The sequence below is a fragment of the Sorangium sp. So ce281 genome (assembly GCF_051527395.1).
Classification (GTDB): Bacteria; Myxococcota_A; Polyangia; order Polyangiales; family Polyangiaceae; genus Sorangium; species Sorangium cellulosum_B.
Map to the genome: position 1 here is coordinate 7,949,403 of NZ_CP150322.1, position 22,205 is coordinate 7,971,607.

The 22,205-nt window shown below is 72.9% G+C and carries 21 protein-coding genes; 15 read left to right on the forward strand and 6 right to left on the reverse strand.

Annotated elements, in window-relative coordinates; translation table 11 throughout:
• Nucleotides 1–110 precede the first annotated feature (110 nt).
• Together WMF27_RS30080 and WMF27_RS30085 are read left to right on the forward strand one after the other, a co-directional pair.
• Nucleotides 111–2,672 carry an ATP-binding protein gene (locus WMF27_RS30080; protein ID WP_437765434.1) on the forward strand — a complete coding sequence of 854 codons (2,562 nt, stop codon included), beginning with the start codon at nt 111–113 and terminating at the stop codon, nt 2,670–2,672.
• Between the two features lie 91 nt (nt 2,673–2,763).
• On the forward strand, nt 2,764–3,021 hold the full coding sequence (locus tag WMF27_RS30085; RefSeq protein WP_437765433.1) for a hypothetical protein: 258 nt from the start codon (nt 2,764–2,766) through the stop codon (nt 3,019–3,021).
• Nucleotides 3,022–3,143: 122 nt separating this feature from the next.
• Here WMF27_RS30085 and WMF27_RS30090 read toward each other — a convergent pair whose 3' ends face one another.
• Together WMF27_RS30090 and WMF27_RS30095 are read right to left on the reverse strand one after the other, a co-directional pair.
• A complete protein-coding gene (locus WMF27_RS30090; RefSeq protein WP_437765432.1) occupies nt 3,144–3,527 on the reverse strand; it encodes a hypothetical protein in 384 nt (127 codons plus the stop codon).
• 165 nt (nt 3,528–3,692) lie between these two features.
• A complete protein-coding gene (locus WMF27_RS30095; protein ID WP_437765431.1) occupies nt 3,693–4,328 on the reverse strand; it encodes a hypothetical protein in 636 nt (211 codons plus the stop codon).
• Nucleotides 4,329–4,640: 312 nt separating this feature from the next.
• Here WMF27_RS30095 and WMF27_RS30100 point away from each other — a divergent pair, with 312 nt between their 5' ends.
• The 7 genes from WMF27_RS30100 to WMF27_RS30130 all read left to right on the forward strand — a co-directional run bounded on the left by WMF27_RS30100 (nt 4,641) and on the right by WMF27_RS30130 (nt 10,720).
• On the forward strand, nt 4,641–5,483 hold the full coding sequence (locus WMF27_RS30100; protein ID WP_437765430.1) for a hypothetical protein: 843 nt from the start codon (nt 4,641–4,643) through the stop codon (nt 5,481–5,483).
• Between the two features lie 176 nt (nt 5,484–5,659).
• Complete coding sequence (locus WMF27_RS30105) at nt 5,660–6,070, forward strand: hypothetical protein (RefSeq protein ID WP_437765429.1); 411 nt, start codon at nt 5,660–5,662, stop codon at nt 6,068–6,070.
• A 31-nt stretch (nt 6,071–6,101) separates the two neighbouring features.
• Nucleotides 6,102–6,983, forward strand: coding sequence for a DUF692 domain-containing protein (locus tag WMF27_RS30110; RefSeq protein ID WP_437765428.1), 882 nt, complete (start codon nt 6,102–6,104; stop codon nt 6,981–6,983).
• On the forward strand, nt 6,980–7,945 hold the full coding sequence (locus WMF27_RS30115) for an HvfC/BufC N-terminal domain-containing protein (protein ID WP_437765427.1): 966 nt from the start codon (nt 6,980–6,982) through the stop codon (nt 7,943–7,945). Before WMF27_RS30110 ends, WMF27_RS30115 begins: the two co-directional genes overlap by 4 nt.
• 38 nt (nt 7,946–7,983) lie before the next feature.
• A complete protein-coding gene (locus WMF27_RS30120) occupies nt 7,984–8,625 on the forward strand; it encodes an RNA polymerase sigma factor (protein ID WP_437765426.1) in 642 nt (213 codons plus the stop codon).
• On the forward strand, nt 8,615–9,295 hold the full coding sequence (locus WMF27_RS30125; RefSeq protein ID WP_437765425.1) for an NrsF family protein: 681 nt from the start codon (nt 8,615–8,617) through the stop codon (nt 9,293–9,295). The genes WMF27_RS30120 and WMF27_RS30125 overlap by 11 nt, the downstream gene beginning before the upstream one ends.
• Nucleotides 9,296–9,451: 156 nt before the next feature.
• Nucleotides 9,452–10,720, forward strand: coding sequence for a lactonase family protein (locus tag WMF27_RS30130; RefSeq protein ID WP_437765424.1), 1,269 nt, complete (start codon nt 9,452–9,454; stop codon nt 10,718–10,720).
• A 27-nt stretch (nt 10,721–10,747) separates the two neighbouring features.
• On the opposite strand, the gene rsmG is transcribed toward WMF27_RS30130, so the two are convergent.
• Both rsmG and WMF27_RS30140 read right to left on the reverse strand, forming a co-directional pair.
• On the reverse strand, nt 10,748–11,467 hold the full coding sequence (gene rsmG, locus WMF27_RS30135; protein WP_437765423.1) for a 16S rRNA (guanine(527)-N(7))-methyltransferase RsmG: 720 nt from the start codon (nt 11,465–11,467) through the stop codon (nt 10,748–10,750).
• A gap of 97 nt (nt 11,468–11,564) precedes the next feature.
• Nucleotides 11,565–12,023: a VOC family protein gene (locus WMF27_RS30140; RefSeq protein WP_437765422.1), complete on the reverse strand. Its 459-nt coding sequence runs from the start codon at nt 12,021–12,023 to the stop codon at nt 11,565–11,567.
• 259 nt (nt 12,024–12,282) lie between these two features.
• On the opposite strand from WMF27_RS30140, the gene WMF27_RS30145 reads away from it, so the two are divergent.
• The 4 genes from WMF27_RS30145 (at nt 12,283) to WMF27_RS30160 (ending at nt 14,827) form a co-directional block, all read left to right on the forward strand.
• On the forward strand, nt 12,283–12,660 hold the full coding sequence (locus tag WMF27_RS30145; protein WP_437765421.1) for an ArsR/SmtB family transcription factor: 378 nt from the start codon (nt 12,283–12,285) through the stop codon (nt 12,658–12,660).
• Nucleotides 12,657–13,160 (forward strand): SRPBCC family protein, encoded by a 504-nt coding sequence (locus WMF27_RS30150; protein ID WP_437765420.1) that lies wholly within the window; start codon nt 12,657–12,659, stop codon nt 13,158–13,160. The genes WMF27_RS30145 and WMF27_RS30150 overlap by 4 nt, the downstream gene beginning before the upstream one ends.
• 137 nt (nt 13,161–13,297) lie before the next feature.
• On the forward strand, nt 13,298–14,248 hold the full coding sequence (locus WMF27_RS30155) for an epimerase (RefSeq protein ID WP_437765419.1): 951 nt from the start codon (nt 13,298–13,300) through the stop codon (nt 14,246–14,248).
• A gap of 336 nt (nt 14,249–14,584) precedes the next feature.
• On the forward strand, nt 14,585–14,827 hold the full coding sequence (locus WMF27_RS30160; RefSeq protein WP_437765418.1) for a hypothetical protein: 243 nt from the start codon (nt 14,585–14,587) through the stop codon (nt 14,825–14,827).
• Nucleotides 14,828–15,702: 875 nt separating this feature from the next.
• Here the strand turns inward: WMF27_RS30160 and WMF27_RS30165 are convergent.
• Nucleotides 15,703–16,344, reverse strand: coding sequence for a hypothetical protein (locus WMF27_RS30165; protein ID WP_437765417.1), 642 nt, complete (start codon nt 16,342–16,344; stop codon nt 15,703–15,705).
• Between the two features lie 86 nt (nt 16,345–16,430).
• Nucleotides 16,431–17,855: a porin gene (locus WMF27_RS30170; protein WP_437765416.1), complete on the reverse strand. Its 1,425-nt coding sequence runs from the start codon at nt 17,853–17,855 to the stop codon at nt 16,431–16,433.
• A 496-nt stretch (nt 17,856–18,351) separates the two neighbouring features.
• On the opposite strand from WMF27_RS30170, the gene WMF27_RS30175 reads away from it, so the two are divergent.
• Complete coding sequence (locus WMF27_RS30175; RefSeq protein WP_437765415.1) at nt 18,352–20,553, forward strand: SUMF1/EgtB/PvdO family nonheme iron enzyme; 2,202 nt, start codon at nt 18,352–18,354, stop codon at nt 20,551–20,553.
• A 2-nt stretch (nt 20,554–20,555) separates the two neighbouring features.
• Nucleotides 20,556–22,055, forward strand: coding sequence for a hypothetical protein (locus tag WMF27_RS30180; protein ID WP_437765414.1), 1,500 nt, complete (start codon nt 20,556–20,558; stop codon nt 22,053–22,055).
• Nucleotides 22,056–22,205 lie beyond the last annotated feature (150 nt).

Sequence of the window (22,205 nt, forward strand, 5' to 3'; positions counted from 1 at the left end):
GTGGCGCGCGCGCGGTGCGAGCGAGCTCCGCCTGGGAGCGGCGCTCTCTCGTCGATTTCGTCGATTCGAGTCGATGCTAGGTGAACACGCGCTCAAGGATTCGCGCTATCGTGAGGTCCCCGATGGATCTGCTCGGTAGACCGAACCCAAAGCGGCTCTCCGACTTCATCCAGCGCCACCACGACGCGCTCCTGGATGCCTGGAAGCACCGAGTCCAGGCGCTCAGCCCGGCGCGGCGGCTGCCGGCGCCGAGGCCAATCGATCACCTCCCGGACATCCTCGCCTACATCGCCGAGCGCACGCGCAGCGCGGGCACGGCGGCCGCGGTCGACCGGGGGCTCCCCGGGCTCCACGCGCTGAGCCGGCTCGCCCACGGGTACGATCTCGCCGACGTCGTGATGGAGTACGCGGCGCTCCGCGCCGTGATCCTGGAGCTCTGGGAGCGGGACGGCGGCGGGGACGGGGGGCGTGAGGTCATCCAGCTGAACGGGACGATCGACGAGGCGATCGCGGACGCGGTGTCCCGTTACCAGGCGGCGCGCGTGCGCCTGCTCCAGGCGCTCGACGCCATCTCGACGGCCGCGCTCGGCAGCAGCGATCTGGACACCTTCCTGAAGGCGCTCCTCCGCGCCACCCGGGAGGCGGCGGCCGCCGTGGACGTGGCGCTCGTCCTGCTCGGGGACGGGGACGCCCTCGAGGTCCACGCGACCGCGGGCATCGACGACGGGCGGCTGCCCGGGCCCCCGCTCGAGGCGGCGCGGGAGTTCGCCCGCGCGGTCCTCGCGCTGCGCGGGCCCACGTCGCTCGACGCCGCGGCCGGCGGCTTGCCCGTCACCGCGCGGGAAATCCGGGCGAGGGGGCTGCGCGCCGTCTACGGCGTGCCGCTGATCCACGAGGGGCACTCCATCGGCGTCGCGATCCTCGGCTCCCGCAACGCCGAGGAGTTCTCCGAGGACGACGCGCTGATGCTGCGCACGATGACCAGCCGGGCGACCGGCATCATCGTGCAGGCGCAGCTCGTCGCGAAGGAGCGCGCGGCGCGGCGCCAGGCGGACGACGCCCGCGCCCTGCTCGCGACCGTGGTCGAGCAGATGCCGGCGGGGCTGGTCATCGCCGAGCCGCCGACGGGGCGCGTGCTCCTCTCGAACCCCCAGGCCGGGGCGATCTTCGGGCTACCCCTCCTGGACATCCACGACATCGGCGGATACGCCGTCTGCCGGGGCTCCGACCCCCGGTCGGGCAGGCCGTACGAGGCCCGGGATTGGCCTCTCGCGCGGACGGTCACGACCGGCGAGGTCGTGATGGACGAGGAGATCGACATCGTCCGCGACGACGGCGCGCGGGGGCGGATCCTCGTGCGCTCGGCGCCGGTCCGGGATCCGGTCGGGCGCGTGATGGCGGCCGTCATGACCTTCTTCGACATCACGGAGCGGACGCGCGCCGAGCGGGGGGAGCGCTTCCTGGCCGCCGCGAGCGCCGCGCTCAGCGACACCCTCGACTTCCAGGGCACGCTCGACCGGGTGGGGCACCTGACGGTCCCCGAGCTGGCAGACTGGTGCTTCATCCAGACGCTCCCGGACCTCGAGCAGTCGCGCGGGGTCACGGTGACGCACGCGCGCCCGGAGGAGCTCCAGCGGGCGCGGGCGCTCTTCCGCGAGCAGGATCCCCCGCCGCCGCTGACGGCGCTGCTGGAGCGGGCCCTCTGCAGCGAGCGCCCGGAGCTCATCGGGGATCTGTCGCACCCGCTGGTCGCCTCGCTCGACGAGAACGGCGCCTTCCGCCGGTTCGTCCGGGCGCTCGGGATCACGTCGGCCCTGGTGGTCCCGCTGGTCGCGCGGGGCCGCACGTTCGGCTGCATCACGCTGGCGACGGCGGGGTCCGGCCGGGTCTACGACGAGGCGGACCTCGCGGTGGCGCACGACCTGGCGCAGCGGGCGGCGCTCGCGGCGGACAACGCCCGCCTGTACGAGGCGGCGCAGCGCGCGATCGAGCTCCGGGACAACGTGCTCGCCACGGTGTCCCACGACCTCAGGAACCCCCTGAGCGCGATCCTCACGGCGGCCGCCGTGATGACGAAGCGCGCGGCGACGCGGGGAGAGAAGGGCGACACGAAGGCGATCCAGGCGATCCAGCGCTCGGCGCACCGGATGGATCGGCTGCTCCACGACCTGCTCGACTTCGCGAGCCTGCGCGCCGGCCGGCTGGCGCTGCGCCGGCAGCCGCAAGATCCGCGGGAGATCGGCAGGGAGGCGGTGGAGACGTTCGAGCCGCAGGCCCAGGAGAAGGGGGTCCAGCTGGGGGTCGTGGCGGCCGACGACGTCCCGCTCGTCACGTGTGATCGCGATCGGGTGCTCCAGGTGCTCACCAACCTCCTGAGCAACGCGCTCCAGGTGACGGGCGCCCAGGGGGCGATCACGCTGCGGTGCGAGCGCGGGGAGGAGCACGTCGTCTTCTCGGTGGCCGACACGGGGCCGGGGATCGCGGAGAACGAGCTGCCCCACCTCTTCGAGCGGTTCTGGCGCGGCGAGCGGAACGGCTACAAGGGCACCGGGCTCGGGCTGGCCATCGCCCGGGAGCTCGTCGCGGCGCACGGGGGGACGATCCACGTGGAGAGCCGCGTGGGGGTGGGGACGACGTTCAGGTTCACGATCCCCGTCATGGACGAGGGGTGAGCCGGGGCGGCGGGCAGGCGGGGCAGCCGCCGCAGGGGAGGAGTGGACGATCGAGCGCGCCGGTCCCAGGAGCCCTCGGGAAGGAGGAAGCATGGGAGTCGAGAAGACGCACGATCCGTCGAGCGCGCCGCGCTCCGGGAACGAGGTCAGCCAGGAGAAGCGGCCTCCGCCGCAGGCGGATGTCCCGGGCGTCCGCGGGCCGGTCACGCCGTCTGGCGAGCGCGAGGACACGCCGCCCGACGAGGTCGATAGCTGGGGCAGCGAAGGCGGCGCCGGCTCGTACGCGGGGGGGCCGATCATCTCGACTACGAAGATCTCCGCGCCGAGGTCGCCCCGCGCGTCGGGGTAGCGGGGAAGTAGGGTTGATCCGGCCGGCCGGCGGGCGCGACACCACGGCGACCGGTGAGCGCTGCAGACAGCGAGAAGAGATCAAGTCGACCCCTGAACTTTTCAGGCGACAACCGCGCCACCTCAAGGCAGCTGCGCGGACCTGGGCGCGCACCGCTGCATGTAGGCCGGCTCGGGGCAGCCGTCGTGCGTCAGGATCTCGCCGTCCAGGCACTTCACGAGCGCCGCCCGGATGTCGAGGCACCTCCCCCGCCCCGCCGCCACACACCGGTGCTCCGTGGTGGTCCCATTGGCGCAGCCGTCGAGCTGGCCCTCGGGGCACTCGAGGAGCGGCCCGGTCGAACAGCCGTTCTCCCGCTGCTCGCCGGCCGCCGACGTCGACGTCCCCTGGGTCGCCGGCTGCTGGCTGGAGCAAGCCGCGCTCGAGACGAGCGTGAGCCCCGTGAAGAAGAGCCCCGTGAAGAAGAGGCTCAGGCCCCGGCAGGGCGAGTCGCTGCGCGTGTGCATACCGTCGTTCTCCGTGGATCAAGCCCGGCCGCAGACCCCTGAAGGCGGGTCGCCGCCCGAGCGGGCGGCAGCGTACTCCACTCCACGTCCACGGGACGACAGGGGCCCGGCCCACGCTCGCCTCGTCCCGCAGGCGCGGCCGAGGTCAAGACCCGATGGCCCGGGTCAAAACGCGCCGCCGCCGTGCGCGAGCAGCGCCCACGTGTCGCCGCCCGTCTGGCTCGTCGCGCCGCCGAGGCTCAGGTCGTCGAAGAACGCAGGACGGAAGTTGAACCGAGCGCCCAGCTTGACGTTGCGCGTGACGAGCCGCTCCACGCCCGCGGTGAGCGGCACCGACAGCGCGAACGCGTCGCCGCCGCGGCCCGCCCAGCCCACGTAGCCCACGCCCGCGACCACGAACGGCTGCACGATCGCCTCGTCAGCGCGCAGGATGTTGTAGCGCAGACCCGCGTCGAGCGAGGTCATCACCAGCGACTTCCCCACGAGCGCGCGCTCGTTCACCGAGCCGGTGTAGTTGGCCTCGACGGCCACGCGCGGCGACATGCTCCCGGTCACCCGCACGTTCCAGCTCGGCCCGATGCCCGCGGCGCCGCCCAGGAAGCCCACCACGCCGAGGCCGCCCTCCACCGCGACAGTGGGCTCCGGGATGCGCCGGATGAGCGGTTGATCTGCAGGAGGGAGGTTGCCTGTCGGCCGGGCCTGCTGATCCCGGCCTGCCGCGCCCTGCGCCTCCGCCGCGCCGGCGAGCGCCATCATTCCGGCGGCGGTCATGGCGGCCGCCGCGAGTCGTCGCGTGCTCATTGCAGTTGTCTCCGGTTGGCTCGTTCCGTCTTCGACGACCGCCTCGTGCACACCGCAGGCCACACGCGGCTGTGCAGCGCAGGTCCGGCGGGCTGCGCCCTGCGCCGCATCGGCGGCCGCCACCGAAACCATGGCGCCGCTCGCTCGTATCCCGGACATGGAACTCATGGCACCGGGGCGCCGAGCGGGCGGGCGAGCGAGGGGGATGACCCCGATCGCCCTTCCCGGACGCCGGCCTTCCTGTTCAAGTGGAGACCGCCGCGCGCCCTCGCGCGCGAGCGCGCAACAACCCGAGAGAGCCAGGAGGCGAGCGTGAAGACGATCCGGACAGGGACCTTGCTCCTCCTCGCGCTCGCGGCCGCCGGCCTGGGCGCGGCCGCGTGCCAGGGGGAGCAGCCGAGCCTCGCGCCCGCCGCGACCGAGCTCAAGGCGCCGGAGCCGAAGGCCCCCGCCGCGGCGGCCTTCGCGATCGACGGCGCGAGCAGCAAGGTCGAGCTCGTGATGGATGCGCCGCAGGAGAAGATCCGCGGGCGGATCGCGGGCGCCGCCGCGGGGACGCTCCAGGTCGACCCCGCCGACATCACGAGGACGACGGGCCTCATCACGGTCGACCTCTCCACGATCGAGCTCTTCCAGACCGCCCTGGGCGACGACGGCAAGCCCGGCGAGGAGAAGAAGAGCGACCTGCAGAACCAGCACGCGCGGACCTGGCTCGAGATCTCGAAGGACACGCCCGACGAGGTCCGCGCGAAGAACGAGAAGGCCCAGTTCGCGATCCGGTCGATCTCGACCTCCGGCGAGAAGGACCTGTCGAAGCTGTCCGGCGCGGAGCGGACGGTGACCGTCACGGCGTCGGGCGACCTGCTGCTGCACCAGCGGCAGTCCCCGAGGACCGTGGAGCTCATCGCCACGTTCAGGTACGAGGGCGAAAGGCCCGCCAGCGTCACCGTGAAGACGGCGAAGCCGTTCCCGGTGGGGCTCGCCGAGCACGACGTCCGCCCGCGCGAGGCGTTCGGCAAGCTCGCCCAGAAGACGCTCGAGGTGCTCTCGCCCAAGGTCGCCAAGGAGGCGATGGTGACGCTCGAGCTGACCGCGACCGCCGGCGCGGCCCCTGCGGCCCCCGCGGCGCCGGCGGCGGACGGCGGTGCGCGGTGAGCGCGGCGCGCCGCCCGCAAGTGGGCCGTTGCGGCGACGCAGCGGCTCTGAGATGACACGGCGGTCCGGGAGCCGCCGGAAGCCGGATCACGCCTCGCCCGCCGGAGGGCGCAGGCCCGTCGAGACGACAACGGCGGGCGCGGGCCCGTCGAGACGAGAACCAGAGGAGCCACACGATGCTGTCGAAGAAGAGCATTTACGAGACCCTCGCCGCGCTGAGCGCCGGCGCCATGGTGATGAGCGGCTGCGCCGGCGCGCAGGCGCCGGTCAACGCGAGCGAGGTCCCCGCAGAGCAGCCCGCCCCGGCCGAGCCCGCGCCGGCGCCGGCGCCCGCGCCGGCCGAGGCCGCCTCCGGCGACGCCGCCGCGGGCGCGAACGTCCCCGCCGCCCCGGCCGAGCCCGCGCCGCCGAGCGACCCGCAGTCCGCCGCGACCTCGCCGCAGGTCGCCCCCACGGCCACCCCGGCGGCCACGGCCGCGCCCCCCGCGCCGCCCACCAGCGCCCCGGCCAAGCCCGCCGCCAAGAAGACGGGCGCCGCCGCGAAGAAGCCCGGCCACGCGGGCTGCGGCCAGGGCACCTGCGGCTGATCGCGGCCTCCCGCGCCCTTCCCGTACCCCCATGACCGGCAGCGCGCTCACCGGCGTCGGCCTCGGGCTCCGATGGGAGTTCCTCGACGAGGTGCTCGCGGCGCTCGACGCGCCCGATCACGGCGCGCGCGACGCGGCGCTGCCCGTCCCCTTCTTCGAGCTCTCCCCCGAGAACTACATGCGGCGCGGCGGCTACTTCCCCGCCGCGATCGAGCGCGTCCGGGAGCACCGCCCGATCCTGACGCACGGGCTCACCCTGTCCGTCGGCGGGCTCGATCCGCTCGACGCCGGCTACCTGCGCGCGCTCGGGGGGTTCCTGGAGCGGCTCGATCCCCCCTTCCACAGCGACCACCTCTGCTTCTCCGGGGTCGACGGCGCGTTCCTCCACGACCTCCTGCCGCTCCCGCACACGTCCGCGGCCGCCGCCCACGCCGCGGCCCGCATCCGCGAGGCGGAGGCGCGGCTCGAGCGCCCGATGGTGGTCGAGAACATCACCTACTACCTGGTCCCGGGCCGCGCCTCGCTCGACGAGGCCGACTTCCTCGTCGAGGTGCTCGAGCGCGCCGGCTGCCGGCTCCTGCTCGACGTGAACAACGTCTACGTCAACGCCTGGAACCACGGCTTCGACCCGGTCGCGTTCCTGGAGAAGATCCCTCCCGAGCGCGTGGCCGCGATGCACGTCGCGGGGCACGAATGGCGCGACGACGCGGAGGTCCTCGTCGACACGCACGGCGCGCCGGCCATCGCCCCGGTGCTCGACCTGCTCGCCCGCGCGGTCGCGCGGACCGGGCCGGTGCCGGTCGTGCTCGAGCGGGACAACGACGTGCCGCCGCTCGGCGCGCTGCTCGCCGAGCTCGCCGAGGTCGACGCGGCGTACCGGCGCGGGCTCGCCGCGCGGGAGGCGCGAGCGTGAGCGGGGCGGGCGAGGCGCAGGAGCCGCGCGAGGCGCGCGAGACGAGCGAGACGTCGAGCACGCCGCCGCCCGAGCTCGCGGCGCTGGAGCGGGCGCTCCAGCGGAGCGTGACCGCGCCGGACGGCGAGGCGATCGCGGCCGATCCGCGCGCGTGGCTCGCCCGCGCCGGGCTCGAGGGGCCGGACCTCGAGGCGATGGCGGCGCTCCCGCCGAAGCGGCTGCTGCTCTACCGGAGCCTCATCCGCCGCGGGCTGGCGGGCGCGATCCGCGCCGGGATCCCGCGGGCCGCGGCGCGGCTCGGCGCGCGGTTCGAGGCGGACGTCGCGCGCTTCATCGAAGCGGAGCCGCCCCGGTCGCGCTACCTCCGCGACGTCGCGTTCGAGTTCGTGGGGTTCGCCGCGCCGCGCTGGGCCGGGGATCCGGACGTCCCCGCGTACCTCGCGGATCTCGCGCGCCACGAGCTGGCCGCCTTCGCGGCGGCGTGCGCCGAGCAGGACGAGGAGGCCGCCGCGGGCGGGGCGTCCGGTCCGCTCGGCGGCGAGGCGCCGGCAACACCGGGCGACGCGGCGCCGGCAACACCGGGCGACGCGGCGCCGGGCCCCCTGGGCGAAGCGCTGTCGCTCGACCGGGGGGCGCGCTTCCAGCGGGCCGCGGCGCTCGTGCGCTACGAGCACGCGGTCCACAGGCTGCAGGGCGAAGCGTCGGCGCGCGACGTGCCGGCCCGCGAGCCCACGCGCCTGCTCGTGTACCGCGACGCCGCGCACGACGTGCGCTTCCTCGAGCTCACGCCGCTCGCGGCCGAGATCCTGGGCCGCCTCCTCGCGGGCGCCGCGCTCGGGGAGGCCGTGGTCGCGGGCTGCGCCGCGCTGGGACACCCGGTCGACGGGCCGGTGCTGGAGAGCACCGCGGCCCTGCTGAGCGACCTCGCCGAGCGCGGGGCGCTCCTCGGGCCGTCCCGATGATCGCCGGCGCGCAGACGGTGTATGCCGTCAGGACCGCCATGGATGAGCTCGCCCTGAACGAAGCGATGGACCGGTACGCGTGCGGCGACGCGCGCGCGTTTCCGGAGCTGCACCGCGCGCTGGCGGCGCGCCTCCTCGCGTACCTCACCCGGATGAGCGGCTCGGAGACGCTGGCCGGCGACCTGACGCAGGAGACGTTCCTGCGGATGCACCGCGCCCGATCGAGCTTCGCCCGCGGCGGCGCCGTCGCGCCGTGGGCCTACGCCATCGCGCGCAACGTCTACCTGGATCACGCGCGCGCCCAGAAGCACCGCGGCACCGAGCGCCTCCCGAGCGATCCGGGCGCGGAGCCGCCGGACGCGCGCGGCGCGGACGCCGAGGCGGTCGCGATCGCCTCCGAGACGGCGCTGGCGGTGGAGCGGGCGCTGGCGGGTCTCCCGGCGTCGCAGCGCGAGGCGTTCATCCTCCTCCGGTACGAGGGGCTCAGCGTGCAGGACGCCGCGGCGGTCCTGGGGACGACCACGAGCGCGGTGAAGCTCCGCGCGTTCCGCGCCTACGAGGCGCTGCGGGCGGCGCTCGACGATCTCAAGCGGCGCCCCGAGGCGACACCAGGAGGCGCGGAAGAGCGCCGCCGGGGCAAGGGACAAGGGGGCGTCCGGGGAGGTGCCAATGTCGAATGATCGCGACTTGCTGATCGAGCTGAAGGACGTCCCCGATCCCGCGGCCCACCTCGCCGCCCGCCCGCCGCCGGCCCTGGTCGATGCGCCGGCCGAGCCGTCGCCGACGCGCCCGGCGCGCGAGCGCCTCGTCGTGGGCGCGATCCTTGCGGGGCTCGCGTGGATCCTGCTCCTGACGTGGTGGGAGGGCTTCCGCGACGACCTCGGGTCGCCCCGGGTCGCCCTCCCGCTCGTCCTCTGGGCGGCGCTCGCCGGCCTTGGCCTGCTGCTCGCGCTCTTGCCGCGCGCCCGGGGCCTGCCGGCCGGCGTGCGGGCGCTCCAGGCGCTCGTCGCCGCGGTGCCGGTCGGGTTCCTGGCCGCGGCGGTGGTCACGTCGCGTGGGGACGACGTGCTGGCGCCCCTGGTGGTGCACCTCGAGTGCAGCGCGGTCGCGCTCAGCATGGCGCTCGTGCCGTTCGCGCTGGCGGCGCTCGTGCTGCGCCGCTCGTTCCTCTCGGCCCCGGCGTGGCGGGGCGCCGCGATCGGGACCCTCTGCGGGCTCGGGGCGGTGATGGGCATCCAGGCGCACTGCTCGCTCGACGAGGTCATCCACGTCACCTTCGCCCACGGCGTGCCCATCGCGGCCGGCGCGCTCCTCGGCGCCGCCGCCGGGGCGCTGCGCGGGCGCGCCTGAGGCGCCGCGCGGCGTCGCGCGTCTTCCCCGGCCATCGCCGCGGGGCGGCGCGTCCGCCGCGGACCTGCCGCCGCGCGCCGCGAAGCGGATCGCGCCGTGGCGCTTGCGCCGCGGCGCTGGCCAGGACTAACGCAGGAGGCAGGAGAAACCAGGTCGATGCGGCGCGCGCTCCTCTTTCTGGCGGCGGGACTGTGGCTCGGGTGCGGCAGCTCCGGCGCCGGAGCCGCGAACAACGGCGCCACGACGGGCGTGACCGCCGGCGGCGGTGACGGCGCGAGCGCCAGCAGCACGAGCGCCAGCAGCACGAGCGGCGGCGGCGCGGGCGGCAGCGGCGGCGCGGGCGGCAACGGCGCGGGGGGCGGCGGCTCGCAGGCCGAACGCGCGTTCGTCGTCTATGTCGGCGGTCACGAGGGGCTCTTCGTCTTCCGCCTGGACGGCGCCGACGGCGCGCTCTCGGCCGTGCAGGGCCCGCTCGACGCCGAGATGAACCCGACCTTCCTCGCCGTCGACCCCGCGCACCAGCGCCTCTTCGCGGCGAACGAGCTGAGCGAGGTGGACGGGGAGCCGTCAGGCGCGGTCAGCGCGTTCCGGATCGATCCCCAGGGCGGGACGCTCGAGCTCATCAACAGGGCGTCCTCGAAGGGCGCGGGCCCCGCCCACCTGTCCACGGATCGCTCCGGGCGCTTCGTCCTCGTCGCCAACTACGGCGGCGGAACGGCGGCGGTGCTCCCCGTGGGCCAGGACGGCGCGCTCGGCCAGGCGGCCTTCGACGTGTCCTTCGGTCGCCGGACGAGGCCGCACCACGCCATGACCGATCCGGCGAACCGGTTTGCGTTCGTCACCAACCTCGGGCTCGACGAGATAGCGCAGCTCACCTTCGACGCGGACACGGGCCAGATGGAGCCGAATGACCCGAAAGCCCTCTCGCTCCCCGCGGACACGACGCCTCGACACCTCGAGTTCCACCCGAACGGCCGGTTCGCCTATGTGATCAACGAGTCTGCCGGCTCGATCACCACCCTGAGCTACGACGCGTCGCGCGGGACGTTCACCGCCATGGCCACCGTCTCGACCTTGCCCGACGGCGTGAGCGCCGAGGGAAACTTCTCCGCCGAGGTCCAGGTGTCCCCGTCGGGCAAGTTCGTGTACGGGTCGAACCGCGGCCACGACAGCATCGCCATCTTCGCGGTCGATCCCGAGCGGGGCACGCTCACGCCCGCCGGCCATGCCTCCACGCAGGGCATGACGCCGCGCCATTTCCAGCTCTCGCCGACAGGCAAGCTGATGCTCGTCGCGAACCAGGATTCGGGGAACATCGTCGCGTTTCGCGTGGACGAGGCGACGGGCGCCCTCGAGCCGACAGGCCGTGTCACCGAGGTCCCCGAGCCCACCTATGTCGGGATCGTGGCCCTGCCTGATCGCTGAGCGGGGCGAACCGAACACCGCCGGGGATCACCGCCCGGGATGGCGCTTCGGCTCCTCCCCCGACTTCCGCAGCATCACGATCTTCCCCGTCGGCGTCACCACGGTCTTCACGAACGCGGCCCGCTGTCGCCCGAGGACCCAGCTCGCCTCGGCGAGCTCCTCCTCGGCGCGCTGGCCCTTCACCAGCAGCACGATCCCGCTCGGCCGCACGAAGGGCACCGTCAGGGGGATCAGCATGACCAGGCGCCCGACCGCGCGCGCCGTCACCGCGTCGAACGCGCCGCGGAGATCGCCCTTGCCGAGCTGCTCGGCGCGCTCGGCGCGCACCGACACGTTGGTGAGCCCGAGGCCCGCGGCCACCGCGACGAGGAACGAAGCCTTCTTCTGCGTCGCCTCCACCAGCGTCACCCTCAGATCGGGCCGAGCGATCGCGAGCGGAAGGCCGGGGAGGCCCCCGCCCGAGCCGATGTCGGCGAGGCGCGCCCCCGCGCTCAGCTCCTCCAGGAGGGGCAGGAGCGTGAGCGAGTCGAGGACGTGTTTCTCCCAGACCTCGACCGGATCCGTGATCGAGGTGAGGTTCATCAGCTCGTTCATCGCGAGCAGGCGCGCGAGGTAATCGCCGAGCTTGGCGATCACCGCGGCGTCGAGGGTGACACCGATCGCCGCGAGGCGCTCCGCGAAGCCCTCCGGAGGCGTGAGCGGAGCGGGAGCCGGCAGCGGGAGAGGAGCGCGTTCGTCAGGGAGCATGGACGTCCGCACACCCTAGCAAGCTCCCCCTCGTGAAGCGCCGCAATTCTCGCGCTCGCCCTCCCCGCCCGCTCCGGGCCGCCCTTGTGACGGCTCGCTACATCGCCGAGAGGCGCCTCTGCAGCTCCTCGGGAGAGACGTCCTCGATCCGGCTCGCGAAGGACCAGCGATGGCCGTACGGATCGCGGAGCCAGGCCGTCCGGTCTCCGAACGGCTTGTCCTGCGGCGGGCGGTCGATGGTCGCGCCTGCCGCCGCGGCCTGCGCGACGAGCGCGTCCACGTCCTCCACGTAGACGACGACGGCCGGGCTGCTGCCTCCCAGCGTCTCGGGGCTGACGGCGCCGAGCTCGGGATACTCGTCCGACAGGAAGAACCGGGCGGGGCCGATGGACAGCTCGGCGTGCCCGATCCGCCCGTCGGGCATCGGGATGCGCAAGTCCTCGCGCGCGCCGAACGCGCGCTTGTAGAACTCGATGGCTTCCGCGGCGCTCCGCGCGCTCAGGTAGGGGAAGCACGTCTGGCCTTCCGGGACGGGGTGGACCTTGCTCTTCGTCATCGTCGCGCTCCTTCGTGCTCGTATCGAGTCGTGACCTTTCCCGGGGGAACGGCGGGAATTGCCTTGACGGTCGTGCAGCGCGCCTCGCGCGCCCGGGCGCCAGGGGGAAGGCGAGCCTCTCCCGGCGCCCGCCGCCTCGGCGATCCGGGTCGGCGCTCATCCTGGACCATCGCGCCGACCGCGTATTGGACGAAATTTACCTGCGCGCTCGGCCGTGCGGCTTGACGAACGCGTAACACATCGGTTACACATCACGCCGATGGACGCTGTTGCCCAGGCGCTGGCGGATCCGATCCGGCGGGAGATCCTGCGGATGCTGCGCGATCGCACCGCCACGGCGGGCGCCATCGCCGGCGCGTTTCCGGTCAGCCGCCCGGCGGTCAGCCGGCACCTGCGCGTGCTGCGCGAGGCGGGCCTGGTGCGCGACGTCCAGTGCGGTCGCGAGCGCGAATACCGCCTCGAGCTCGGTGCGCTCGCCGAGCTCGAGGCGTTCCTGCGAGGGCTGCACGCGGAGAGCCCGTGGCATCGCCGGTTCGACGCCCTCGAGACCGAGGTGCACCGCGTCGGCCGGCAGCGGCGCATGGCGACCGCCCCCCCGTCCCGCAACGAAGCGAAACGAAGGAAGGAGACCGCATGAGCCCCCGCCCCACAGGCCGCGTCCGGAGCACGGCGACAGGCGCCGATCTCGTCATCACGCGCAGCTTTCGCGCCCCCATCGAGGATGTCTGGCAGAGCGTCACCGCGTCCGAGAGCACGGCGCGCTGGATCGGCCCGTGGGAGGGCGAAGCGGGGCCCGGCAAGACGGTGCGCTTTCAGATGGCGTTCGAGCAGGGGGCACCGTGGTGCGATATGTCGATCGACACGTGCGAGCCGCCGCATCGCCTCGCGCTCACGGCCAAGGACGATCACGGCGGGTGGCGGCTCGAGCTGTCGCTCGCGGCGAAGGGTGAGATCACCGAGCTCACCTTCATCCAGCGCCTCGCCGATCCAGCGCTCGCCGGCGACGTCGGGCCGGGCTGGGAGTATTACCTCGACATGCTCGTCGCCTCCAGGCTCGGCGATCCGCTGCCCAGCTTCGCCGACTACTATCCGGCGCAGCGCGACCATTACCTCGGCGACGCGCGCACGGAGGCGTAGCGCGTACTCAGGCGTAGCGCGCGCGGGCGCTCGGCAGAAGTGATCATGATTTCCCCATCTCCTTCGCGGCGCCCCAGCCCTGGACGAGGAGAAGGAGCGGGCTGTGCATTCGCGGCGGCCCGGGATAGGCTCGCGGCATGAAGATCATCCTTCCGGGCGGGAGCGGACAGGTAGGTCAGATCCTTGCGCGCGCCTTCGCGGCCGACGGACATGAGGTGATCGTCCTGTGCCGCAGCGCGAGCGTGCCCGCAGGGCGGGTCGTGCCCTGGGATGGACGCACGCTCGGCCCCTGGGCGCGCGAGCTCGACGGCGCCGACGTGGTGTTCAACCTCGCTGGCCGCAGCGTGAACTGCCGTTACACGGACGAGAACCTTCGCGCGATGAGGAGCTCTCGTGTCGACTCGACGCGCGCCGTCGGCGAGGCGATCGCCGCCGCCTCACAGCCGCCGCGCGTGTGGCTGCAGATGAGCACGGCCACGATCTACGCGCACCGCCACGACGCGCCCAACGACGAGGCGACCGGGCTCCTCGGCGGCGACGAGCCGGACGTCCCCTCCTATTGGCGCAACAGCGTCGAGATCGCCCGAGCGTGGGAGCAGGCGCTGGACGAGGCCAGGACGCCGCGCACACGCAAGATCGCGATCCGCGCCTCCATGGTGATGAGCCCTGATCGCGGCGGCATCTTCGACGTGCTGCTCGGGCTCACCCGGCGGGGCCTCGGCGGTCCGGCCGGCGGAGGGCAGCAGTTCGTGTCGTGGATCCACGATCGCGACTTCGTGCGAGCGACGAGGTTCTTGATCGAGCGGGACGACCTCTCCGGGCCGGTCAACCTCGCCTCGCCGGGGCCGCTCCCCTACCGCGATTTCATGCGCGCGCTGCGCGAGGCCTGGGGCATCGGCTTCGGGTTGCCCGCGATGAAATGGATGCTGGAGGTCGGCGCACTCGTGATGCGCACGGACACCGAGCTCGTGCTGAAGAGCCGGCGCGTCGTCCCCGGGCGCCTGCGCGAGGCCGGGTTCACGTTCGCCTTCACCGAGTGGTCGGCGGCGGCGCGCGACCTCGTGGCGCGATGGCGCACCGAGAGCTGAGGAGCCGACGCGCTCCCGCTGTGCGCTCCTGAGCTCTTCCGAGCCGAGTTCTCGGACCTGGTCGGCCGGCTCCGGTTGACCAATCGACGGATAGGTCGACGGACGCCTCTGGAGCCGGTGCTCGGACGCTACCGAGAGCCGGAGGTGCGAAGTGCGGCAAACACCTTTCTCCGCACCAGACGGGAGCAACCTTGCTCCGCTGGACCGGACGCGCCGCGCGGGTGAGCGGGCGGGTGAGGCGCGGCGCCCTGGCTTCGCTCGGCCCCCTGCCGAGGCGCGCCCCCCCCCTGGACAGGTGCGCGCGAGGGGATAATCGTCCCTGACGAGGTTGTCACCATGAGCGCAGCGATCGCGAAGAACCTGGAAGAGGCCATCGAGCGACTCCGGGACGATCCAACTCACCCAGTCGAAGCCGTCGTGGGCGACCTCCGGGTGGAGGTCCGGGTGAAGGCGCCGCGCTCGGCGGCGGATCTGTTCCGCGAGGTGGGTCCCTGGGAGGGCGAGTCGACGGAGGAGCTCTGGAAGCGGATCGAGGAGGAGCGACGCCGTGGTGGCAGCGGGGAACCGTCAGCACTGTGATGAAGTACGCGCTTGACACCAACACCGTTGTCGCCGCGCTGAACGGGGTGCCGCCGGTGCCGGCCAGGCTTGCTGCCGTCGATGCGGCCGATATCCTTCTCCCGGCGCCGGTGATCGCCGAGCTCTACTTCGGTGCTCGCGCCTCAATCCGTGTGCGTGAGAACGTCGCGGGTGGATCGGCTTCTCACTTTCTTTCGTCTGCAGCCGTTCGACGAAGCAGCGGCGCGCCGGTTCGCCGAGATCAAGGTAAAGGCGAGACGGAGCTCAACAGAGTGCACGTCATTCCGCAGGCATTGGTGGTGGCCCAATTTGAACATGAAGTCGGGAAGAAAAGATCAACAATCTTCCCGCCTTCACGTGAATCACTCCGGGGCAAATTAGGCCACCACCGGCGCGCTCGCCCGCCACCACAATGCATCCTGGTCCCCTCGCGAGCCCGCTCGCCCGCCACCACAATGCATCCTGGTCCGCTCGCGAGCCCGCTCGCCCGCCACCACAATGCATCCTGGTCCCCTCGCGAGCGCGCTCGCCCGCCACCACAATGCACCCTGGTCCCCTCGCGAGCGCACTCGTCCGCCACCACAATGCATCCTGGTCCCCTCGCGAGCGCGCTCGTCCGCCACCACAACGCGATCTGGTCCCCCGCAGGTGCGCTGGTAGTGCTGTCATTTGAACATGAAGGCGGTAAGGCGGGAAGAAAATCTCAATGATCTTCCCGCCTTACCGCCTTCATGTGAACCCTCTCTGGGCAAATGACAGCACCACCGGTGCGCTCGCCCGCCACCACAACGCGTCGTGGTCCGCGGAGTTGTATCCTGTGAATACCGCTCGGCTTTTCAAGAGAACGCAAGCCAGATCACGATCGTGGGCTCACCTCACGCCGGATCGGCCAGCGGCTCCTCTTCCGCCGCCTCCACCGGCGCCGCGGGCGCCTCCTCGGCATCCCTGGCCTCGCCGCTCGATCCAGCCGGCCGCGACTCCCACGCCGCGAGCGGCGCGAGCAGCGCCGCGCTGACCTCCTCGCTGCCGGGGACGTCCGGGTCCGCGTGCGCGGCGACCCGGGCGGCATAGTCGCGGAGGGCGGCGAGCGTCGCCAGGAACGCGGCGCGCACGTCGCCCGTCGGAGCGCTCTCGGGCTTCGGCGCGGTGATGTGCAGGGCCCGACCATAGGCCTCGTGCGCCTCCTCCAGGTGAGCGAGGTAGCCTTCTCCGCCCAGCTTCTTGAACGTCCTGTCGTGCCGCGCGCTCCGGATCGCGTCGAGGCGCGCCTTCGACTCCTTCCATTCGAGCTTGTACGGGAGCCGGGTGAAGGAGAGGCCGTCCGGATAAAGGAGCTTGAAGAGCTCCTTCGCGTCATCGAGGCTCGGGTTCCGCTCCGGCGGGAGCTTGCACCAGCCTCCGAGCCAATCGAACGTCGCGCTCCACGCGTTGTCGAGCATGCGATCGGCCTTCGGCTTGGTCTTCGTCTCGACCGGATCGCCCCCCTGCGGCCGGGTGAGCGCCTCGAGCACGGCCACCGCGGCGACGAGCCGTCCCTTCGATCGCCCGATCGCCTCGGGGAGCTTCTCCGGAGAGCGCGCTCCCCGGGCGCGCCCCCTGCCCTTCAGAACGAGGCATCCAGCTGGAGCCGACCGACGTGGCGGGCGTCGGCGCCTTCCTTGCCGAAGATGTAGAAATAATCGCCCTGGATCTTCAGCGCATAGCCGTTCAGGTACACATTGAGCCCGCCGCCGACCTGCTTGCCCTGCGCGTCGACGAGGCCGACGAGCCTCGGATCGGTGCCGCGCTCCGCGAAGATCTGGTCCCAGCGCGCGGCAACCTCGACCCGGTCGGTCAGCAGGTAGCCCGCCTGGGCGAAGTAGCCGTAACCCGACCGGGTCCACTCCCGCACGGCCGCGCCCTCGACCTCGCCCTCGAAGGAATCCCGCTCGGCGTGGCGCACGACGGCCTCGGCCGAGAGCGAGAAGCCGGCGTATTTGAAGACGAGATCGGCCGCGCCGTGCAGGTAGTCGGCCGCCCCGAGCGTGAGCGTCGTGCCAAAGGTGCTGTTCTGGCGGTTGGTCTGGTGGTTGTAGGCGCCCGTGACGCCCACCGCGAGCCGGGGCTTCGCCTCGCGCGCGAGGTCGGCGTCCTGGTCGTCGTCGAACGCGCCGAACGGGCGGACGGCGAGCCGCGCCACCGCGAGCGGACCGTGCTTCTGGCCGCCGAAGCGATTGCGCCCCTCGCCGCCGCCGACGAAGAGGTTGTACGACAGCTTGCCTCCGAAGCCGAAGAGATCGGGCGACGAGAACATCAGGCCGACGTCGCGATCGAGGTTGAACTCGCGGACGGCGATCGGGCGATCGGTCTGCTGGAGGGAGGGCTCGCGCAGGGTCCGCGCCCGGTTGAACGGGGTGAGGAACTGGCCAACACGCACGTTGAGATCGCGGATCCCGGTGTACTCGACGAAGGCGTCGAGGATGGGAGATGGGCTGTCCTTCTCGAAATCGTTGCCGCCGAAGGCGAGCTGCACGTTGTACTTGAGATCGGGCGAGAGGATATGCCCGCTCGTCGTGAGGCGCACCGTCCTCACGTTGATCTCATGCGTATCGTCCTCTTCCGTGTGCGTGATGGTCTCGCGGACCTGCACGCGGGCCCGGATCGTGGACGAGAAGCTGTCGTCCGCCGTCTTGACGGTGAAGCCCTTTCCAGGAGCCGCCGTCACCTTGACGCCGCTCCCCTTGTCCTTCGCCGCGCTGGCCCGCTCCTCGGCGGCCGCCTTGCGCTCGGCCTCGAGGCGCTCGATCAGCGCGCGCTGCTGCTGCTCGAGCTCCGCGACCCGGCGGCTCAGCGGCTCGACGCCGGCCGCCGCCCCGGTCTCCTGCGGCGCGAGGGCCGGAAGCGGCGCCGGGGCCTGGGGCGGCGCCGGGACCTGGGGCGGCGCCGCGGGCTGCTGAGCGGACGCCTGGGAGGGGAGCGCGGCGGCGACGAGCGAGAGCGCCGCTGCCGCGCGGACCCTGTGCGACTTCTTTCCGTTGATCGATTTCAAGCGCGTTGTTCCTCGGATCAAACCAGCTGCCGACGACGCACGACGCACGACGCACGACGCGCGGCGCGCACGGCAGGCACCAGCCGCCGGCGCGAACGCACACCGCGCCCTCGCAGGCGGCGGACCATCGCTCCACGGCCTGCGCTCCGCGTCCCACGCACGACGCGCAGGCGAGAGGCCGCCGTCAGGAGCACCCGGCTGGGCAGCAGCGACGCCAGCAGGGAACCACCGAATGTGTCATCCAATATAACGGACGAAGATCTCTGTCAAGAGATGGATCGAGCCCACAAAAATCCCTGAATGATGGGCTCCCTCACCATCCAAGGGGCCCTGAAACATCCGCCATACCGGACACCCGGAGCGGGCGGCGCCTCCGGATCGGGGAGGGCGCCGGATCGCGCGAAAGGGTTCCAACCGACCGCGAGGCAACTAAGATGGCCCCGACGCACGCACGAGGCGCTCCGATCGGGGCCCCGCCGCGGTGCGTAGGGATCTCATGAGCCAGAACCCGGACCGCAGCGATCCGCTCAACATCGCCGGCAGCCTGATCGCCGACAAGTACAGGATCGAGCACGCCGTGGGCGAGGGCGGCTTCAGCGTCGTCTACAGGGCCGAGCACGTCATCTGGAAGCAGCCCGTCGCCGTCAAGTGCTTCACCCTCCTCGGGGGCGCGCCGGCCGAGCAGCGGGAGCAGCTGCTCCAGGCGTTCATCCAGGAGGGCAAGCTCATGACCGAGCTCTCCAGCCGCTCGGCCGCGATCGTCCAGGCCCGCGACATCGGCACGTTCAACGCGCCGGACGGGCAGTGGCTGCCCTACATGGTCCTCGAGTGGCTCGACGGCAGGCCGCTCGATCGGGTCCTCTTCGACGAGATGAGCGAGGGCGCGCCGGCGCGCGACCTGCGCGCGACGATGGCGCTGCTCGAGTCGGCCGCGATCGCGCTCGATCTCGTGCACTCGCGGAGCATCGCGCACCGCGACATCAAGCCGGCGAACCTGTTCGTCATCGGCCAGCCGCGCGACGCCTCGACGTTCGTGAAGGTGCTCGATTTCGGCATCGCCAAGGTGATGGCCGACCACGCGGCGGCGGCGACGGCGCTCGCCCACACGGGCAAGGACATCACCGCGTTCACGCCGAGCTACGGCGCCCCCGAGCAGTTCAGCCGCACCCACGGCGCGACCGGGCCCTGGACCGACGTCTTCGCGATGGCGCTCATCATGATCGAGGTGATGCTCGGCGGAGCGCCGGCGCTGCAAGGCGACGACTACCTCCAGCTCGCGGTCGCGAGCCGCGATCCGTCGCGCCGGCCGACCCCGCGGACGCTCGGCCTCACGGTCAGCGACGAGGTCGAGGCGGTCTTCGCGAAGGCGCTCGCCGTCGCGCCGGCGGACCGCTTCCCCACCATGGGCCGCTTCTGGTCGGCGCTGCACCGGGCGGTCTTCCCCGAGGACCCGGCCTGGGCGCTCTCCGCGGGCGGCGGCTCGCTCGCGTCCCCGTCCGGCGCGCCGTCGCCCCGCGCGTCCGCGCCGCGGCTCCCGTCCTCGCCGCGGATCTCGCTGCAGGCGCAGACCGCGCCGACGATGGCGGCGCCCTCCACGGCCCCGGGGCCGCCGCCCACGCCGACGTCGCAGCCGGTCGCCGTGGGCGGCTCGAGCGCCGCGGGCGGCGCGGCGGCGCCGAGGTCGAAGGGCGCGCTGCTCTTCGGCGGCGTCGCGCTCGCGCTCGCGGCCGGCGGCGCGATCACCTGGAGCTTGCTGCGCGGCGCGCCGCCCGCGGAAGAGGCGTCGCGGAGCGCCCCGGTCGCCACAGCGTCCGCCACCGCGGCGGCGCCGGCGGCGAGCGCCACGGCCGCGGCGGCCGCGCTCCCCGAGCGGCGGACCGAGTGCCCTGCAGGCATGGTGCTCGTCCCGGGCGGCAAGTTCTTCATGGGCTCCGACGAGCCGGAGTTCAAGCTGTGGCAGCCCGCGCACAAGGTGACGATCGACACGTTCTGCATCGACGTCCACGAGGTGACCGCGGGCGACTACAAGGCGTGCTCGGACAAGGGAGAGTGCAAGCGGCCCCCGGCCACGCCCGACTTCCCGAACACGAGCGGCGCGCCCGCCGCCGCGCACCAGAAGACGCTCGCGGTCCTCGCCGAGCAGTGCACCTTCGGCAAGCCCGAGCTCGCGAAGCACCCGATCAACTGCCTGCCGTGGAGCCTCGCGAACGCCTACTGCGAGGTCCACGACAAGCGCCTGCCGACCGAGGCGGAGTGGGAGTACGCGGCGCGCGGCTCCGACGGGCGCAAATTCCCCTGGGGCGACCAGCCCGGCGACCAGACCTTCATGAACGCGTGCGGCACCGAGTGCACGGCGTGGGAGAAGGCGCGCGGCCTCACGCCGAGCGAGCGCATGTACGAGGCCGACGACGGCTTCTCCGGCACGGCGCCGGTCGGCTCGTTCCCGAACGGCAGGACGCGGTTCGGGGCCGACGACGTGGTCGGCAACGTGTGGGAGTGGACCGCGGACTGGTTCGAGACCTACAAGGACGAGGAGCAGGTGAACCCGAAGGGGGCGCCGGCCGGCGATCGCAAGGCGATCCGGGGCGGCGCCTACAACGGCGGCTTCGCGCTCTGGCTCAACCCGGCGTTCCGCTACCACCAGCTCGCGGCGGCGAGCGCGCCGGGCATCGGCTTCCGCTGCGCCGCGCGCCTGTAGCCGTGCCGGTCCCCACGTCGCAGCTCGCGAACCCCTCCATCGCCGGCCCGCTCGGCACGCTGGCGTTCTCGCAGGTGCGCCCGCTGAGCTCGTCGCTCGCGCTGCGCGCGATCCGGTGGCACCAGAGCCTGGAGCGGCTCGGGGTGGTCCTGCCGTTCGCGCTGGTGCACGACGCGGGCCTGCTCTTCTCGACGCCGCGCGAGCAGCTGGAGCTCGGCCCGCGCTGCGATCCGAAGGAGCTCGCGGGCCGGCTCCGGGACGCGGAGCGCATCGTGGAGGGGTACCGGGCGGTGCTCCGGGAGCTCGCGGAGAGCGAGGCCGCGCGGTGCGCGGCGCAGCTCCGGATGAGCGACGACCTGGTCACGGTCGTGCTGTCGCGCCTCTTCGGCGCGGTCGCGGCGCGGACCCACACGCCGCCGGCCTACCGCGCGATGCTCCCCGCGGACGCGGCGCTCTTCGAGGGGATCGAGCCGCAGCTCCGCGGGCTGTTCCTGTCGGCGCGGCGCGAGTTCGAGCAGCGGGCGCTGGAGGCGCTCGACGTCTCCCGGCTGTACGTGCTCACGATGTCCGACGCGCTCGACATCGAGACGCTGCGCCTGTTCGGGATGCTGGGCTCGGAGGCGTCGGCCGGGGCGCTCGCCCAGGTCGACCTGCTCGCGGCGCTCTCGTCGCCCGAGGCGAACGACATCGTGAATTTCTCGCTGGAGATCCTGCCGAGCGTGCTCGAGACGAAGACGCGCCCGGCCGCGGGCACGACGGCGGCGCACGGCTACTCGGGGCTGGGCACGCGCGGCTCGATCGACAGCATGGTGCTGACGGAGCTCGCGTGGGACGACATGGAGCTGGCGCGCCGCATCGCGGACAACGAGGTGCTGTATTTCGCGCGCGAGCAGAGCCGGGACGAGCAGCGGCGCATCCACTACCTGCTCATCGACGCGTCGGCGTCGATGCGCGGCGATCGGCAGACGTTCGCCCGGGGGATGGCGATCGCGACGGGCAAGCGGCTGTTGCTGGAGGGCGAGGACGTGGCGTTCCGCTTCTTCGACGCGCGGCTGTACGAGCTCTACCGGGCGAAGAACGGGCAGCTGCCGACGGCACACCTCCTGTCGTTCAAGGGGGAGCGGGGCAGGAACCCGGCGCGCGTGTTCGCGGAGCTCGCGACGGATCTCGATCTGACGCGGCACCACGACCCGCGCACGCCGGTGGTGCACCTCTTCACGCACGCGGCGCTCTACATCCCGCGGGAGATGGTGCAGGCGGTGCACAGCCACGCGCACATCTCGGCGGTGTTCATGCTGCCTTCCGGGGGGGAGCTGGACCTCGACTACCTGGATCTGCTGGATGCGCACTGGGTGGTGGACCACGCGACGGTGGCGAGTGGGGCGGCTCGGGCTAGTGCGGCCAAGGCGATCCTCGGGGAGAAAGACCGGCAGGACCGGCCCGAGGAGGGAGGTTCTGCCGCACGGCGCCTGGGGGCCCCGCCGAACTCGCACGTGGCCTGAGCCTTGCCCGCTGGGCAAGGCTCAGGCCACGTGCTCAAACATCGGCCCATCCCCCAGGCGCCGTGCGGCAGAACCTCCCTCCTCGGGCCTACGGAAATAGATGGGGAGATGGGGAGATGGGGAGATGGGGAGATGGAGACGGCCCATCCC

Excerpts from the sequence above, each read along its gene's own strand:
- WMF27_RS30085 (WP_437765433.1), top strand. The coding sequence starts at position 2,764 with ATGGGAGTCGAGAAGACGCACGATCCGTCGAGCGCGCCGCGCTCCGGG.
- WMF27_RS30090 (WP_437765432.1), bottom strand. The coding sequence starts at position 3,527 with ATGCACACGCGCAGCGACTCGCCCTGCCGGGGCCTGAGCCTCTTCTTC.
- WMF27_RS30095 (WP_437765431.1), bottom strand. The coding sequence starts at position 4,328 with ATGAGCACGCGACGACTCGCGGCGGCCGCCATGACCGCCGCCGGAATG.
- WMF27_RS30105 (WP_437765429.1), top strand. The coding sequence starts at position 5,660 with ATGCTGTCGAAGAAGAGCATTTACGAGACCCTCGCCGCGCTGAGCGCC.
- WMF27_RS30110 (WP_437765428.1), top strand. The coding sequence starts at position 6,102 with ATGACCGGCAGCGCGCTCACCGGCGTCGGCCTCGGGCTCCGATGGGAG.
- WMF27_RS30120 (WP_437765426.1), top strand. The coding sequence starts at position 7,984 with ATGGATGAGCTCGCCCTGAACGAAGCGATGGACCGGTACGCGTGCGGC.
- WMF27_RS30125 (WP_437765425.1), top strand. The coding sequence starts at position 8,615 with ATGTCGAATGATCGCGACTTGCTGATCGAGCTGAAGGACGTCCCCGAT.
- WMF27_RS30130 (WP_437765424.1), top strand. The coding sequence starts at position 9,452 with ATGCGGCGCGCGCTCCTCTTTCTGGCGGCGGGACTGTGGCTCGGGTGC.
- rsmG (WP_437765423.1), bottom strand. The coding sequence starts at position 11,467 with ATGCTCCCTGACGAACGCGCTCCTCTCCCGCTGCCGGCTCCCGCTCCG.
- WMF27_RS30140 (WP_437765422.1), bottom strand. The coding sequence starts at position 12,023 with ATGACGAAGAGCAAGGTCCACCCCGTCCCGGAAGGCCAGACGTGCTTC.
- WMF27_RS30145 (WP_437765421.1), top strand. The coding sequence starts at position 12,283 with ATGGACGCTGTTGCCCAGGCGCTGGCGGATCCGATCCGGCGGGAGATC.
- WMF27_RS30150 (WP_437765420.1), top strand. The coding sequence starts at position 12,657 with ATGAGCCCCCGCCCCACAGGCCGCGTCCGGAGCACGGCGACAGGCGCC.
- WMF27_RS30155 (WP_437765419.1), top strand. The coding sequence starts at position 13,298 with ATGAAGATCATCCTTCCGGGCGGGAGCGGACAGGTAGGTCAGATCCTT.
- WMF27_RS30160 (WP_437765418.1), top strand. The coding sequence starts at position 14,585 with ATGAGCGCAGCGATCGCGAAGAACCTGGAAGAGGCCATCGAGCGACTC.
- WMF27_RS30175 (WP_437765415.1), top strand. The coding sequence starts at position 18,352 with ATGAGCCAGAACCCGGACCGCAGCGATCCGCTCAACATCGCCGGCAGC.